The sequence below is a fragment of the Streptomyces sp. SCL15-4 genome (genome assembly GCF_033366695.1).
GTDB lineage: Bacteria > Actinomycetota > Actinomycetes > Streptomycetales > Streptomycetaceae > Streptomyces.
In genome coordinates, this window is the sequence record NZ_JAOBTQ010000001.1 from 8,103,682 (window position 1) to 8,117,863 (window position 14,182).

Here is a 14,182-nt window from a genome sequence, read left to right on the forward strand (position 1 = left end):
CGAGTGTTCATTCCCCGCGCCACTGCCGGTACGACCGGCGATCCGTCGCCAAGTGAGGTTCGCATGGCAGACAGCAATTCCACGCTGACCGACTCCTCGCACACCACCGAGGCGTACCGCGCGATGGTGCGTCCCGCTCTGCGCGAGGTCGTCGGGCGCCTGCACCCCGACGTCGTCCGGGCGGCCGCGGGCGGCTGTGCCCGCCCCGGCGCCGAAGAGGATCACGGACTGTGCCCGGCCCTCGCGCTGCTGAGCGCCGCGGCCGTGGGCGGGCGGGCCTGGGACGCGGTGCCCGGCGCCGTCGCCGTGGAACTGGCCCGCCTCTTCGCCCGCACCCACCGCGGGATCACCGGTGCCGGACCGAAACCGGGCGGACCGGTCCGCGGCGTCGGCCCGGCCGTCCTCGCCGGCGACGGATTCCTCGCCCTCGCGCTGCGCACCCTCGCGGAGACCACGTGCCTGTCGCTGTTGTCCTCCGCTCTGGTCGACCTCGTCCACGGCGAAGCGGCGGCCGCGGCCCTCCACGGCCGCCCGGACACCGTGACCGTCGGCGCGTACACCGCCGCCTCGGCCCGCACCCGCGGCGCGCTGCTCGGCTGCGCGGCCGGGATCGGCGCCCGGCTCGGCGGCGCGCCTCCCGACGTCGTGTGCCGGCTCACCGTCGCGGGCCGCGAGCTGGGCGTCGCCCTGCACGCCGCCGACGACCTGGCCGCGCTCGGCACCGGCCGCCCGCGGCCGCTGTCGTACCCGGTCCTGTACGCACTGGAGGCGGCCGACGGCACCGCCGGTGAACTGGCGGACCTGCTCGCCGAGGCGTGTGCCGAGCACGGTGGCGCGCGGTTCGACGAGGCCACCGGACGACGGGTCGCCGACCTCGCGGCACGCGCGGGCGGCGTGGCCCGCACCCGCGAGACGGCCCGGCACCGGCTCGACGAGGTGCTGCGGACCGTCGACGCCGTCAGCGTCGCACCGCAAGCCGCGCGGCAGCTGTCCGCCCTGGTCCGGTCCGCCGTCGAGCGGACGCACTGAACCGTGACCACCTCCGTCCCCGGCCACCCGCGCGCGACGGCCTCCGCCTCCTCAGGGATGACGATGACCTCCTCCACGACCACGCTCGGCACCACGGTGCGCACCGACACCACGGCGCGCGCGGTGATCGCCACGGCGGTCGGCGCCGCCAACGACGGCCCCGGCGCCGTCGAGAAGTCCTTCCTCGTCCTGGAGCACCTGCCCGGCGACGGCAAGGTGATCGGCGTGTCGGAACTCGCCCGCCGCACCGGCCTGTCCAAGACGACCGCCCACCGCATCCTCGGGCTGCTCACCGGACTCGGCCTCGCCGACCACCCCACCGGCGGATACCGGCTGGGCCGGCGCATCGTCGACATCGTCGCCCAGACCCCGTGCGTGCGTACCCAGGCCCTGCGCGACCAGCTCCTGCCCTACCTCCTGGACCTGTACCGGCTCACGGACGAGGCGGTCCACCTCGGCGTGCTGCGCGAACAAGGCGTGCTCTGCCTGGAGCGGCTGTACGGCCACCGCAGCGCGCCGCTGCCGCTGCGGATCGGCAGCATCCTGCCGCTGCACGCCACCGCGCTGGGCAAGGCGCTGCTCGCCTTCACCGACGAGTCCCTGCACAGCCGCGGCCTCGCGGGCGACCTGCCCGCCGTCACCTCCCGCACCCTCGCCACCGGGACACTCCTGCGGACCGAGCTGGACCAGGTGCGCGGACGCGGAGTCGCCGTGGACCAGTGCGAGTTCAAGCAGGGTGTGACCTGCGTCGCGGTCCCGCTGTGGGGGCGCGGCCGCACTCTCGCCGGCGCCGTCTCGGTCTGCGGCCCCGCCCACCGGCTCGACGTCGAACGCACCGCACGGGAACTGCGGCGCGTCGCCTACGAGGCCTCGCGCGCGCTCGCCGCGACGGTCTGCGGCACCGACGCCACGGTGCACGAACTGCCCCCCGTAACTCCCTTATGACCGCCGCCGCTCCGACGGCCTGTCAGGCATGACAGACCTTCCGCCCGCCCCGACCGCAGCCTCGCCCGCCCGCACCGGCCGTCACCGTGCCCGGCCCCGTCCTTCCCGCCCTGGAGACCCCCGCCGATGCCCGCACCCCTGCCCAGGCGCCGCCGTGCCCCGGCCCCCTTCGCCGCCGTCACCACGCCGGCCCCGGCGGCCGGCGCCCGCTCCTCGTCCGGCGTCGCCGGCCCGTGCCCGGGTGGCGGACCGGCCTTCGCCTCGCGGCTCCGGTTCCACGGCACGCGGCCGTCATGACGACCTATCTGGTACGCCGCCTGATCCAGGCCGTCCTCGTCCTGTGGGCCGCGTTCACACTGTCGTTCGCCGTGCTCTACCTGCTGCCCGGCGACCCCGTGTCCGTGATGGCGGCGGGCGGCGGCGAGACGAACGCCGTCGCACCGGAGCAACTCGCCGAACTGAAAAGGCAGTACGGCCTCGACAAACCGGTCTCCGAGCAGTATCGCGGCATGCTGTGGAACGCGCTGCACGGCGACTTCGGAACCTCGGTGCGCAGCGGCGACCGCGTCACGCACATGATCGCCACGAACCTGCCCGACACCCTCCGACTCGCCTCCGCAGCGCTGCTGTTGGCCCTGGCCCTCGGCGCGGGCACGGCCCTGCTCGGCACATACACCCGCAGGCCCTGGCTGCGTCAGGCGCTGCTGTCGCTGCCCGCCCTGGGCGTGTCCGCGCCGACGTTCCTGGTCGGTCTGCTGCTCGTGCAGCTCGTCTCGTTCCGCTGGGGACTGCTGCCGGCCGTCGGCAACGAAGGACTCGACAGCCTGGTCCTGCCGGCGATCACGCTGGCCCTGCCCACCGGCGCGGTGATCGCCCAGGTCTTCGCCAAGAGCCTGCGCACCGCCCTCGGCGAACCGTACGTGGTGACCGCCCTGGCCAAGGGAGCGAGCCGGGCCCGGGTGCACTTCCGGCACGCCGCCCGCAACGCGGCGATCCCCCCGCTCACCGTGGCGGGCATGCTCGTCGGCAACCTGCTGGCCGGTTCGGTGGTGGTGGAGACGGTGTTCTCCCGCACCGGCGTGGGGCGGATCACCGCCACGGCCGTGAGCGCGCAGGACATCCCGGTGGTCCAGGGCCTGGTGGTGTTCGGCGCCCTCGTGTTCGTCCTGGCGAACCTGGCGGTCGACCTCGTCCATCCGCTGCTCGATCCGAGGGTGACGACGGCCGCGGCGGTGGTCCGATGACCGGACTCCCGCAGGCCGAGGCGCTCACCCGCCGCTCCGGTGCGCCGTACTCCGGCCCCGAGCGGCAGCAGCGGACGCTTCAGCGGCTGCGCCGCCTGGCCGGCTTCCTGCTGCGCCGACCCGGACTCGTCCTGTCGGTGCTCCTGCTGCTCCTCGTCCTCGTATCCGCCTTCTTCCCGGGCCTGTTCACCTCGCAGGACCCGCTGTCCGGAGTGCCCCGGGACAAACTGCTCAGCCCGGGCGCCGGTCATCTCTTCGGCACCGACCAACTGGGACGCGACCTGTTCTCCCGGGTGGTGCACGGCTCGGCCCTCTCGCTGCGGGCCACGCTGCTCGCCGTCGCCGTCGGCCTGGTGATCGGCTCCGGGCTCGGCCTGCTCGCCGGCTACCTGGGCGGCTGGGTCGACGCCGTCTCGATGAGAGCCGCCGACGTCCTGCTGGCCATCCCGAACCTGCTGCTCTCGCTGGCCGTGGTCACCGCGCTGGGCTTCGGCACGGTCAAGGTCGCGATCGCCGTGGGCGTCACGAGCGTGGCGAGCTTCGCCCGCATCATGCGCTCGGAAGTGCTGCGGGTGCGCGCCGCGGTGTACGTGGAGGCGGCCCGCTCCTCCGGCGTGCGCTGGTTCACGGTCCTGTGGCGGCACGTCCTGCCGAACGCGGCGGGCCCCGTCCTCGTGTACGCCACCGTCGACCTCGGCGCCGTCGTGCTCCAGGTCTCCTCGCTCAGCTTCCTCGGCTACGGCGCCACCCCGCCCGCCCCCGAGTGGGGCGCCCTCGTCTCGGGCGGCCGGGACTACCTCGCCACCGCATGGTGGCTGACCATCCTGCCCGGACTGACCATCGCGGCCACTGTGCTCGCCGCCAACCGCATCGCGCGCGCCCTCGACGGAGAAGGCAGGCAGACACGATGAACGACGGACCGCCGCTGCTCGACGTCCGCGGCCTCGAAGTCTCCTACCGCACCCGGTCCGGCGTCGTACGAGCCGTGCGCGGCGCCGAACTGACCGTGCGGCCCGGTGAGGTCGTCGCCGTGGTCGGCGAGTCCGGCTCCGGCAAGAGCACGATGGCGCACGCCGTGCTCGGCCTGCTCCCCGCCGGCGGCACCCTGGACGCCGGGCGGATCGTCTTCGACGGCGTCGACCTGGCCCGGGCCCGGGACAGGGAGCTGCGGGCCCGGCGCGGCCGTGCGATCGGGCTGATCCCGCAGGACCCGATGGTGGCGCTCAACCCGGTGCAGCGCGTCGGGGCCCAGGTCGCCGAGGTGCTGCTGATCCACGGGCTCGCGGACCGGGACGCCGCGGCCGAACAGGCCGTGGAGATCCTGCGGCGGGCCGGGCTGCCCGACCCCGGGACCACGGCCCGCCAGTACCCGCACGAACTCTCCGGAGGCATGCGCCAACGGGTGCTGATCGCCGTCGCGGTGGCCGCCCGGCCCCGACTGGTGATCGCCGACGAACCGACCAGCGCCCTCGACGTCACCGTCCAGCGGCGCATCCTCGACCACATCGGGGAACTCACCCGGGAGTCCGGCACCGCCGTCCTGCTGATCACCCACGACCTCGGCATCGCCGCGGACAGGGCCCGGCGTATCGTCGTCATGGCCGAGGGCCGGGTCGTCGAGACCGGCCCGACCCGGCAGGTCCGCGCCACACCCCGGCACCCGTACACCCGCCGGCTCCTGGCGGCCGCGCCCAGCCTCGCCGCTGACCGCCTCGTGGCACGGCACCGACCCACGGCCGGCACCGGGCCCGCTCCCGCCGCACCCGTACTCGTGGCCGCCCAGGGCCTGGTGAAGGACTTCCCGCTCCCGCGCGCGGCGACGGGCGGTCCGCGCACGCTCCGCGCCGTCGACCACGTCGGTTTCACCGTCCGGCGCGGCGAGACCTTCGCGCTGGTCGGCGAATCGGGCTCCGGCAAGTCGACCACCGCCCGCCTGGTGGCCCGCCTCGCCGAGCCCACATCGGGCACGGTCGTCTTCGACGGACAGGACATCACCGCCCTGCGCGGCGAGCGGCTGCGGCGGCTCCGGCAGCGCATGCAGATCGTCTACCAGAGCCCCTACGCCTCACTCGACCCGCGGCAGTCCGTCGGGGACGCGATCACCGAACCGCTGCGGGCGTTCGGCGTCGGCAGCCGCAAGGAACGCAGGAGGCGCGCGGACGACCTCCTCGCGCGCGTGGCGCTGCCCGCCTCCGCGCTCGGCCGCAGGCCCGCGGAACTGTCCGGCGGACAGCGCCAGCGCGTGGCGATCGCCCGGGCCCTCGCCCTGGAACCCGACCTCGTCGTCTGCGACGAGCCCGTCTCCGCTCTCGACGTGTCGGTACAGGCACAGATCCTCGAACTGCTCGTCGACCTCCAGCGCGACCTCGGCCTGAGCTATCTCTTCATCTCCCACGACCTGGCCGTGGTCCGGCAGATCGCCGACCGGGTCGGCGTACTGCGGCACGGCCGCCTGATCGAGACGGGCACCACCGAGGCCGTCTTCTCCGCGCCGGCCGAGCCGTACACGAAGGAACTGCTCGCGGCCGTCCCCGGCGGCCGGCACAGCTCCGTCGGCACCTGACGCGCCGTGACACGGCCGGTTGTCGCGCCGCGCCCGGCCGGCCCATCGGAATCCGCGGGCGGCGCAAGGGCGTACGGCGGCCGGTGCCCGGCTCGCGGGTGACCGTCTCGTCACAGGCGCCGCCCGCGAGCAGCCACGGCAGTACGGCCGGGACCAGGAGCGGGAGTCACCAAGAGGCCCGTCAAGGCCGGGACTCACGACAGCCGGAGCCGCGAGCCCGCCAGGACCAGGCCGCCCCGGTCAGCCGGCGGACCGGCTGCTGAGGAGTGTTCGGTACGTACTCGCGCCCCCGTCCGTCCCCTCCTCACCGACCGGACGGCCGTCGACCTCGACCCAGGCGTGGGCAGCGAACGGACTGGTCCGCACGCCGACGCACCAGATGGGCCGCTGTCCGTGCAGCCGGGCCAGCAGCATGACCGCCAGCGAGCGGCGCAGACAGCCCTGCTGCCCTCGGCAGGAAGCGCTGACGGCGACGACGGCGGCCCGGTAGGCGCGAACCGAGGCGTAGTCCGCAGCGCGCGACCCGCGCCCGAGGACACGCAGAATCCGCAGGATCACGGCGGGCGAACAGCGGGCCATCGGCGCGGCCACACACGCCGCCGCGTACGCCGGAGCACGCAGCCGCCAGCGGGGCAGCGGCAGGCGGGCGAGCGTCTGGTCGGTGGCGGTCATGGCGTCACCAGTCCCGCGCCGTGCAGCCGGTCGACCAGTTCGGCCACGTCCCGGTGCACCTTCTCCCGGCCCGCGCCCGTACGCTCCGCGAGTGCGCCCACCACGTCGGGCAGCCGTTCACCGCCCAGCAGACGGGACAGCACTTCCGAGCCGGTGGAGTTGAGCTGGTAGAACTTCCCGCTCCGCTCGTGGAGCAGGACGGTGCCGTCGTCGGTGTCCAGCGCCGACACGGATTCCGCGAGACGCATGCTGTCCCTTCTGTCCCTGTTCCTGTCCCTGTTGCTCTTGCCGTCCCGTCCGTCGTCAGCCACCGGCCACCGCCTCATCGAGCCCCGCACTCCACGCCACCGCCGGTCACCGGCCTGCCGGCCTGGGCGCGCAACCACACCTCACCGCCCAGCGTGAGGGTCACGGCCGCGAGGGGAAGCCGTGGCGGGAGCGGTCCGGACAGGGTGGCGCGCAGCGTTTCCGCGTCGATCAGGCCGAGCGCCGCCAGGGCCGAGTCCGCACACAGTCCGAGCAGTTGGCGGCGGTGGCGGCGCAGACCGTCGTGCGCGTCCTGTGACGTCTCGTCCTTCGTCCGGCGCGCCAGCAGCTCCGGCGGCAGGACGCCGGTCACGGCCTCCTTCAGCAGAGGCTTGTACTCCCACGGCGAGAAGCGCTCGCCGGAACGGACGCGCAGGCAGGCGTCGACGACGGTGTCGTCGAAGAACGGGACTTGGCAGCGGACCCCCTCCGCCTCGAAGACCCGTCCGTACAGACGGCTGTTGCGGGCCCCCGCCCGTACCCGTTCCACGGCGAGGTGCCGCCCGCGTCCGTCCGCGTGCGCCGCGATCTCGGGCAGCCTGGTCTCGATCAGCCCGCACACCAGCTCGGCGGCCGTGCCGGTGGCCCACGGAGGCAGCCTGAGCGGGTAGCCCCAGGAGGTGGGCGGCCCCGCGTAGTCGATGTTCGCGCGGAGCCCCTGCCGCTGACCGGCCAGCCATTGCGCGTACCGCCCGGGTCCACCGCCGATCAGCCCGAGTGCCTGCCGCGGTCGCCAGCGGTGGTGTGCCCGGTACGCGCTCAAGTGCCGCAGCGCGAGCAGCGGTTCACGACGGACCAGGTCGTGGAGATAGCCGTGGGCGGGTGCGAAGAGTTCGTCACCGCCAAGACCCGCCAAGTGCGCGCATGCGCCCCGGCCGGCCAGACACCGTGCGACTCCGCGCAGCCGGGCCTGGGTGCGGGCTTCGGGAAAGGGTTCGTCGGGCGGTGTCCAGGCATCGGCCAGTTCCGCGTAGCACGGGGCGAGATCGCCGGCCGCGTCGAGCGTGAGGTGCGTGGCATCCGGCATCAGGGAGCGGGCGCGCGTCGCCCAGCGCATGTCCTCGTCGCCGATTCCGGCGACGGACACGGTGGTGAGGCGTGCGCCCGCGCGGTGGGCCAGGAGGGAGAGGCTGGTGGAGTCCAGCCCGCCGGAGAGGTCCGCGGTGAGCGGTCCGAGCCTGGCGCGTGCCTCGACGGACCGCCGTAGCTCGGTGGACAAGAGCCGGGCCCCTTCACGCACGGAGAGTTCCTCCGCCGGCGGCGTCCACCATCGCTCCTCTCCGGCCCGGCCCTCCGGCGTGAGCGTCAGCAGGCGGCCGGGCGGCACGGCGCGAACCCCCTGCCAGACCGTCGTGTCCGCCAGGGCCTGCGGCAGGCTGGGCAGGAGCAGCCGGGCGGCGAGGGCGGCGGGCTCGACACGCGCTCCCGCGAGGCGGGCGAGGACGTCCGCACGGTCCCCGGCCACCGTCACGCCGCCGAGGGACACGGTGAACACCTGCCGCACGCCGTGCGCCCCGCCCCGCAGGGACATGCGCCCGTCGCCATGGCTGACGGCGACGTGGAACGAGCCGGGCAGGACGGCGCGCAACAGCTCGGCGGGCCTCGCCGACACCGACGCGGCACGGACATCGGCATCCCGGAAGACCCCGCACACCACGACCCGCGCCCGCCCCGCGTCGAGGACAAGCAGTTCATCCGTCCGCCAGACACCCATCAGCCACGCCCGCCCCGACGGGTGGGCCACTTCGGCGCGGGCGCGGGCGCGCAGGTTCGCCGCGACCCGTTCGCCCGCCGGGCAGTCGGGGAGCGCGACGAACCAACTCGCCTCTACGGCGGGCATGCCCTCGGCATGCGCCACAGCGGTTCAGCCGTTGAACCCGAAGGCCAACGGCTCCACGGCGATCGTCCCCGTCCCCATGGTCAGCTCGGCGAAGTCGCCCAGCTCGATGAAGGTCGGGGGGATGTAAGCCGCCGTTTCGGCGTCCTCGGCACGTCCTGCGTGCACGGTCGCGATCTGCGGATAGTCGGGTGCGCTGCCATTCATGGAGATCTCCTCACGGCGAGTGGCCTGTTGCGAAACACGGAGATGCCTTCACAGTCACTACAGACGGATGCCTGCGCAGTCAATGCATCACCGCTCATGCGGTCAGGTATGACTCAAACCACTCGTGGAGGGGGCGCTCCAGGCATGCGGGCAGCCCGGTGGTGCGCCCGCGCGAAACCGGCCCACCCCGTCGGCGCAGCGGGCGGAGCGGTACGGCCCGCACCCGATACGGCCGGCGAGTCCCGGCGGTGTCGGGTGCGACCTGTCCTCTCGTACGACGTGGGGCCCGGCCGTCACCGGCCGGGCCCCACCTTTCTACGAGCCGCGCTTCTCGCGCCGAATGTCGTCTACCAGCGGTACCAGCGCCCCTTGCGGCCTGTGCCGTCCGCGGACCGGACGACGAAGCCCAGGAGCCACAGGACCAACACGATCACGGCGATCCACCAGAGCGCCTTCAGCGCGAAGCCCGCGCCGAAGAGGATCAGAGCCAGCAGAAGAACCAGAAGCAGGGGAACCATCGGTATCAACCTCCTGGCCACCGGATGCCCTTACCTCACCTCTACAAGCACACAAAGTGCGAGTTATTTTCACGCGATGAGGGGCATCCGCACGCCTCGCACGGTTCCCTCTCCCGGGCATCTGATGCACCACAGAGGCATCTTTTCGATCATTCGGTGCCGGCCCGCGTTTCCGGGTTTACCTGCGCCGCACGGGGTCATGCGCCAGCCAGGACCACCTACCGAATCAGAGGAGGGTGAGCAGTATGACCGCCAGTGAGAAGGCGCGGGCCAAGGCGGAGCAGGCCCTCGGCAAGGTCGCCCAGGCGGCCGGACGGGCCACCGGCAACACCAAGCTGATCGCCAAGGGACACGCGGCCGAAGCCATGGGCAAGACCCGGGAGAGCAAGGAGTCGCTCAAGGACACCGGACGCGGCTGACCGGCTCTCGGTACCGCACGGCGGACTCCGGGCGCTTCGCGTCCGAAAGCGGCACGGCGGCGCTGGAGGTGATCCTCTGGCGCCGCCGTCGCGCTGGGTGTCGCAGGTGAAGCAGTGGAACCCACCGCCGAGCGGCCTGCCGGTGCCGACGACGCAAGTGGTGACCTCACGTGTACGCAGCCCGGCCGATGTGCGCGATGGGGCAACCGATCGTGCCCCCGGACATGTCCCTGCTGCCCTGACCGCGCCTCCCGCTTCGCCCGACGATGGACGTCGTACCGAGTCGGCGCGAGCGGCGTGCGCAAGAGCGCGGAGCGATACGACTCAGCGGGTGCGCGCGCCATCGAGTGGTGGGTGATGAGGATGCGTAGGCAGGCACGACGTCCGGAGCCGGACCAGGACTCCCACGCCGAACACGCGGACCGCCCTGGTTCCCGGCCGAGACCGTCCGGCGCATCGGCGGCCCTGTCGGCCGGGCCGCCGATGACGGTGGACACCGTGCGGACCCTGCAGCGCACGGCGGGAAACGCCGCCGCGGTCGCGGCGCTCGGACGCTCCGTGCCCGTCCAGCGCGCTCCTTCCGAGGGCTCCGACGGTCAGCGTGACGAGAAGGCCATGGACGCGAAAAGCAGGTTGCTGAGAGCCAACCGCCGGGCACAAGCACGCGCGGCGGCCGGTCAGGAGCCTCTTGCTCCTGGCGAGTACCAGACTCCCTTCGGTCCTTACACGGTGGCCGAAGGGCGGGGCGGAGTCCCCTGGATCCGTTCCAACAAGCAGCAGCACCCCGGAAGCGAAACGGTCGGGGAAAGATACGAGCAGGTGGTTCCGCAACTCGACGCCGAGCACTTCGGGATCGTGACGAACGCCCTGCGTGACGGAACGGTCGAGGACGAAGCCCTCAACAGCATGGACGCGACGCAACGACGTGCGGCCGCCATGCTCTACGCGATCGCCGCGTCCGAGGAGAACAGATTCCCGGGAGCCGCCAAGGCGCTGCGGAGCGCCTTGGACCGCCAGACGGACCCGTACCACGAAGCACCGGAATTCCTGAAGGACTTCCCGATGGGCATGCCGAGCAAGGCGGGCGGCGGAGCGCGGTACTACGAGGACGTACTGAGCGGCAAGAAAGAACTCACCGAAGAAGCTCGCCGGACGCTGGAGGACATGTCGTCCTCCTCCGACGAGGAGACTTCTGCCTGACCTCCCGGCGACAGCGGGCTGTCGCGACCGATCCGCCGGTCGGGCCCTGGACAGGCCGGGCCGGCCGTCGCGCTGGTGAGGACAGAAGGCAGGCATCCCGGAGACCGGCAGACCGGCACCGGCCCGTTGGCCGGTGCCGCACTCGCACGCGAAGGAGACCTACGCCTCCGCACTCGGCACCCGAGCGGTGCGTGACGGTCGGCTCCTCCATCTCGTGTGTCTGGTACGGGGTTTGAGGGGCATCCGGATGGCAGGAAGGAGGACTGCCGGATGACGGCTCCCCGCAGGCACATGCCCGGCTGGGCGAAGGCGGTGACCGCCTTCGTACTGGTACTCGCGCTGCTGTTCGCCGGGATCGGACTGGCCGTGCTGCCGGGCATCAAAGGTCTGTTCGGCACGGAGACGCACGACCGCTCGGGCCCCGCTCTCCTCAAGTCCATCAAGGACATGAGCCGTTACGACGCGGCCTCGGGCAACTTCCAGGTCGTCGTCGACCTGGAGAAGGACACCAAGTACCTCCCGGACGCCCTTCGTGGTACCCGCACCCTGTACGTCGGCGCCGGCACGGTGGACGCGTACGTGGACCTCGGCAAGGTGGGCGGCAAGGACGTGACGGTGAACAAGGAACGTACGTCGGCCACGCTGCGGCTCCCGCACGCACGACTGGGCGCACCGGCCCTGGACGCCGAACACTCCTACGCCGTCTCCAAGCAGCGCGGGCTGCTCGACCGTCTGGGCGACCTGTTCTCGGACAACCCCAACAGCGAACACGCCGTACAGAAGCTCGCCGTGTCCCACATCCGCGAGGCGGCCGAAGGCAGCGGACTGGTCGCACGGGCCGAGTCCAACACCACGGACATGCTGGAGGGTCTGCTGCACTCCCTCGGATTCAAGGAGGTGCGCGTCTCCTACAGCCACTGACCCGCCCGGCACTCCGCCGATTTCACGGGTGACCTTCCCGCCACGCACGGCCGTCGACGACTGGAGGACCGAATGGCCCGCATCGCCTTGTCCTCACGCGCAGCCTCTCCCGGCCGCGCGTCCCGAACGAGTCGCCTCGCCCGGTTCGGCCTTCGGGCCCGGAACGGGACGGAGGCACAGCCCCGCGAGGACGCCGAGCGGGCTCCGATGACGAAGACGGCAGCAAGAGGTGGCCTCTTCGCGAGGGCGCGGACGCGATGGAGCGGCGGCCCTTCCCGGAACGCGACGGAGGGCAGCGCGGGTGACGTCCGTGCGGCCACCGCGGCGAGGCGCGCCGAGGAGACGGCGCCCGGCCGCGCGCGCCGTCGACACGTGCTCCCGCTGCCGGTGCGGATACTGGCGATGCTCTGCGCCTTCGTCTTCATGGTGGCCTTCGCCGTCGTACTGGCCAAGATCACCCTGGAGCCGTCCCCGGCCTCGGTCTCCCTGACGCACAGCAACCTGCATCCCGGTCGCTCCCTCAAGGCCTATCTGGACCAGTCCGAACTGCGGGACGCCGTCAAGCAGGTCGGCGGCAACCTCCTGCTGGGCGTGCCGTTCGGGGTCCTGCTGCCGGTGCTCGCGCCGGGGGCCCGGGGATTCTGGCGGGTGCTGCTGCTGACCGCGATCGTGATGCTGCTGGTGGAGACGGCCCAGGGCGCCCTGGTCACCGGGCGGGTCTTCGACGTGGACGACGTCATCCTCAACACCTCCGGCGCGTTGGCCGGCTACCTGTTGCTGGGCCGCAGGCTCGGGCGGGTGCACGATCGCCGCAAGAGCGCGTGACGCGGACGCCGGTGCCTCCGCTCGCTGCCGGCCGCGCATCCTTGAGCCCGCCGGTGTTGCAGGAGTCGCCGGTCACCACCGACGTGCTCGGCGAACGGCTTACCCCGGGCCTGCCCGGGATCGAGATCAGCGCGAGCGCGGCGATGGCCGGCCGGTCGCGAGGTGGTGTCAGGGGCTGAGCGCGTCGCGCAGAGTGGGCCGGCAGACGATGACCTCGTCCACGCCGACGATCTGGAGGGTCCGCAGAACGGGCGCGGCGGGGGCGGCCAGCCGGAGCCAGCCGCCGGCCTCGGCGGCGGCCTGGTGGGCGGCGATGAGGATGTTGATGCCGGTGGAGTCCATGAAGGCGACCTGCCGCATGTCGACCACGAGGCGTGGCCTGCCGGTGCGCGCGGTGTTCAGGGCGTGGCGGAGCGTGCCGCCGGTGTGGTGGTCGATCTCGCCGGTCAGCGTGATGACGTGGATGCCTTCGGTGACGGTGGTCACGGCGGACAACCTGCCGGGCGGCGGTGTCTGCTCCGCCGGTGCGCTCTGTGCACCTCGTGGATCGGCCATGCCGGTGATACTGGCACACGAAGACCTCGGCCCGCACTGCCGCCCGTGCGGTGCCGGCGATGTTCCCGCGTCGGGAGAGTCGGCACCGAGGACGGGGCGTGCATCGCGCGGGCGGGGGTATGCGAGTGGATGTGAACGGGGTAATGAGGGCGACCGCGATGGATTCCGTGCCGGTGGGCGAGGACGGTACCGCACCTGACGAACGGGCCTTGCAGGCCACGCTGGCCCTGGACGGTGACGGCTCCGTCATCGCCCAGGCCCGGCACCTGGCCGCGGGCTTCCTGACCCGCGTGCAGAGGGACCACGGGCTGCCGGTCTCGCAGCGCGCGCTGGAGCTGACCCAGCTGGTGGTCAGCGAGCTGGTCACCAACGCCCGCAAGTACGCGCCCGGCCCGGTCCTGCTGGACCTGCGCATCGCCGGCGACGCGGTGGAGGTGGTGGTGTGGGACTCCGATCCGGTCCTGCCGGTGGCCCGGGCCGCGGACGCGGGGCGGGTGGGACAGCACGGGCTGGAGATCGTCATGGCCGTCGCCCAGGGCTTCGAGGTGCAGCGGGAGCCGGTCGGCAAACGCATCACCGTCCGCATCGCCCTGCTCGACGACCCAGGAGGGTCGCTCGCCGGACGCCACCCCTCGTAAACGCCTGCACGGCTCCGGCTGCCGTAGACCATCAGGTTCTCGTGCGCCTCCGGATACGGTCCGCCGGGGAGCACGGCCGTCACACGGTGTGGCCGGCCGCTGCCGAAACAGCCGTATGTCCCGCGTGGGCGGCGGGTACTCGGTGGAGCGCCTGCCCGAAGACGGGTTACCCACCTGAGCGCCAGAGGGAGTTTCAAAAGTGGCGACTCATCCTGAGCCGCGCGCGGCCGTAGCCGGGATCGGTGATCCTTTGGGCGCTCGCCCGCTGAAGGGGTCGGACCGTGACTGAGAGCAGCGCGGTGT

16 protein-coding genes are annotated in these 14,182 nt (G+C 72.8%); 10 read left to right on the plus strand and 6 right to left on the minus strand.

All coding sequences use genetic code 11. The features are described from left to right. The first annotated feature begins 63 nt into the window (after positions 1-63). The 5 genes from SCK26_RS36480 to SCK26_RS36500 all read left to right on the plus strand — a co-directional run bounded on the left by SCK26_RS36480 (position 64) and on the right by SCK26_RS36500 (position 5,781). Entirely contained in the window at positions 64-1,029 is a 966-nt protein-coding gene (locus tag SCK26_RS36480) for a polyprenyl synthetase family protein (RefSeq protein WP_318205667.1), read from the plus strand. A gap of 3 nt (positions 1,030-1,032) precedes the next feature. Continuing rightward, a complete protein-coding gene (locus SCK26_RS36485; protein ID WP_318205668.1) occupies positions 1,033-1,974 on the plus strand; it encodes an IclR family transcriptional regulator in 942 nt (313 codons plus the stop codon). A gap of 293 nt (positions 1,975-2,267) precedes the next feature. Further along, a complete protein-coding gene (locus SCK26_RS36490; protein WP_318205669.1) occupies positions 2,268-3,218 on the plus strand; it encodes an ABC transporter permease in 951 nt (316 codons plus the stop codon). Further along, positions 3,215-4,129 (plus strand): ABC transporter permease, encoded by a 915-nt coding sequence (locus SCK26_RS36495; protein WP_318205670.1) that lies wholly within the window; start codon positions 3,215-3,217, stop codon positions 4,127-4,129. Before SCK26_RS36490 ends, SCK26_RS36495 begins: the two co-directional genes overlap by 4 nt. After that, positions 4,126-5,781 (plus strand): ABC transporter ATP-binding protein, encoded by a 1,656-nt coding sequence (locus SCK26_RS36500; protein ID WP_318205671.1) that lies wholly within the window; start codon positions 4,126-4,128, stop codon positions 5,779-5,781. The genes SCK26_RS36495 and SCK26_RS36500 overlap by 4 nt, the downstream gene beginning before the upstream one ends. A gap of 240 nt (positions 5,782-6,021) precedes the next feature. On the opposite strand, the gene SCK26_RS36505 is transcribed toward SCK26_RS36500, so the two are convergent. The 5 genes from SCK26_RS36505 to SCK26_RS36525 form a co-directional block, all read right to left on the minus strand. Further along, entirely contained in the window at positions 6,022-6,453 is a 432-nt protein-coding gene (locus SCK26_RS36505; protein WP_318205672.1) for a lasso peptide biosynthesis B2 protein, read from the minus strand. Continuing rightward, positions 6,450-6,701, minus strand: coding sequence for a lasso peptide biosynthesis PqqD family chaperone (locus SCK26_RS36510; RefSeq protein ID WP_318205673.1), 252 nt, complete (start codon positions 6,699-6,701; stop codon positions 6,450-6,452). The genes SCK26_RS36505 and SCK26_RS36510 overlap by 4 nt, the downstream gene beginning before the upstream one ends. A 74-nt stretch (positions 6,702-6,775) precedes the next feature. Next, positions 6,776-8,599 (minus strand): asparagine synthase-related protein, encoded by a 1,824-nt coding sequence (locus SCK26_RS36515; RefSeq protein WP_318205674.1) that lies wholly within the window; start codon positions 8,597-8,599, stop codon positions 6,776-6,778. Positions 8,600-8,623: 24 nt separating this feature from the next. Next, positions 8,624-8,803, minus strand: coding sequence for a lasso RiPP family leader peptide-containing protein (locus SCK26_RS36520; RefSeq protein ID WP_318205675.1), 180 nt, complete (start codon positions 8,801-8,803; stop codon positions 8,624-8,626). Between the two features lie 347 nt (positions 8,804-9,150). Then, positions 9,151-9,321: a DUF5670 family protein gene (locus tag SCK26_RS36525; RefSeq protein ID WP_268691654.1), complete on the minus strand. Its 171-nt coding sequence runs from the start codon at positions 9,319-9,321 to the stop codon at positions 9,151-9,153. Between the two features lie 245 nt (positions 9,322-9,566). Between SCK26_RS36525 and SCK26_RS36530 the strand changes: the two genes are divergently transcribed. The 4 genes from SCK26_RS36530 to SCK26_RS36545 all read left to right on the plus strand — a co-directional run bounded on the left by SCK26_RS36530 (position 9,567) and on the right by SCK26_RS36545 (position 12,686). Beyond that, complete coding sequence (locus tag SCK26_RS36530; protein WP_318205676.1) at positions 9,567-9,740, plus strand: CsbD family protein; 174 nt, start codon at positions 9,567-9,569, stop codon at positions 9,738-9,740. Positions 9,741-10,238: 498 nt separating this feature from the next. Next, on the plus strand, positions 10,239-10,940 hold the full coding sequence (locus tag SCK26_RS36535; protein WP_318205677.1) for a hypothetical protein: 702 nt from the start codon (positions 10,239-10,241) through the stop codon (positions 10,938-10,940). 270 nt (positions 10,941-11,210) lie between these two features. Continuing rightward, on the plus strand, positions 11,211-11,861 hold the full coding sequence (locus SCK26_RS36540; protein WP_318205678.1) for a DUF4230 domain-containing protein: 651 nt from the start codon (positions 11,211-11,213) through the stop codon (positions 11,859-11,861). A 207-nt stretch (positions 11,862-12,068) separates the two neighbouring features. Continuing rightward, a complete protein-coding gene (locus SCK26_RS36545) occupies positions 12,069-12,686 on the plus strand; it encodes a VanZ family protein (protein ID WP_412080818.1) in 618 nt (205 codons plus the stop codon). 168 nt (positions 12,687-12,854) lie between these two features. Here the strand turns inward: SCK26_RS36545 and SCK26_RS36550 are convergent, their stop codons facing one another. Continuing rightward, positions 12,855-13,172, minus strand: a complete 318-nt coding sequence (locus SCK26_RS36550) for an STAS domain-containing protein (protein ID WP_318205680.1) — start codon at positions 13,170-13,172, stop codon at positions 12,855-12,857. A gap of 227 nt (positions 13,173-13,399) precedes the next feature. Between SCK26_RS36550 and SCK26_RS36555 the strand changes: the two genes are divergently transcribed. Continuing rightward, positions 13,400-13,879: an ATP-binding protein gene (locus tag SCK26_RS36555; protein WP_318205681.1), complete on the plus strand. Its 480-nt coding sequence runs from the start codon at positions 13,400-13,402 to the stop codon at positions 13,877-13,879. Positions 13,880-14,182 lie beyond the last annotated feature (303 nt).

Coding starts and splice junctions, on each gene's coding strand:
- SCK26_RS36480 (WP_318205667.1), top strand. CDS start 64: ATGGCAGACAGCAATTCCACGCTGACCGACTCCTCGCACACCACCGAG.
- SCK26_RS36490 (WP_318205669.1), top strand. CDS start 2,268: ATGACGACCTATCTGGTACGCCGCCTGATCCAGGCCGTCCTCGTCCTG.
- SCK26_RS36495 (WP_318205670.1), top strand. CDS start 3,215: ATGACCGGACTCCCGCAGGCCGAGGCGCTCACCCGCCGCTCCGGTGCG.
- SCK26_RS36500 (WP_318205671.1), top strand. CDS start 4,126: ATGAACGACGGACCGCCGCTGCTCGACGTCCGCGGCCTCGAAGTCTCC.
- SCK26_RS36505 (WP_318205672.1), bottom strand. CDS start 6,453: ATGACCGCCACCGACCAGACGCTCGCCCGCCTGCCGCTGCCCCGCTGG.
- SCK26_RS36510 (WP_318205673.1), bottom strand. CDS start 6,701: ATGCGTCTCGCGGAATCCGTGTCGGCGCTGGACACCGACGACGGCACC.
- SCK26_RS36515 (WP_318205674.1), bottom strand. CDS start 8,599: ATGCCCGCCGTAGAGGCGAGTTGGTTCGTCGCGCTCCCCGACTGCCCG.
- SCK26_RS36520 (WP_318205675.1), bottom strand. CDS start 8,803: ATGAATGGCAGCGCACCCGACTATCCGCAGATCGCGACCGTGCACGCA.
- SCK26_RS36525 (WP_268691654.1), bottom strand. CDS start 9,321: ATGGTTCCCCTGCTTCTGGTTCTTCTGCTGGCTCTGATCCTCTTCGGC.
- SCK26_RS36530 (WP_318205676.1), top strand. CDS start 9,567: ATGACCGCCAGTGAGAAGGCGCGGGCCAAGGCGGAGCAGGCCCTCGGC.
- SCK26_RS36540 (WP_318205678.1), top strand. CDS start 11,211: ATGACGGCTCCCCGCAGGCACATGCCCGGCTGGGCGAAGGCGGTGACC.
- SCK26_RS36545 (WP_412080818.1), top strand. CDS start 12,069: ATGACGAAGACGGCAGCAAGAGGTGGCCTCTTCGCGAGGGCGCGGACG.
- SCK26_RS36555 (WP_318205681.1), top strand. CDS start 13,400: ATGGATTCCGTGCCGGTGGGCGAGGACGGTACCGCACCTGACGAACGG.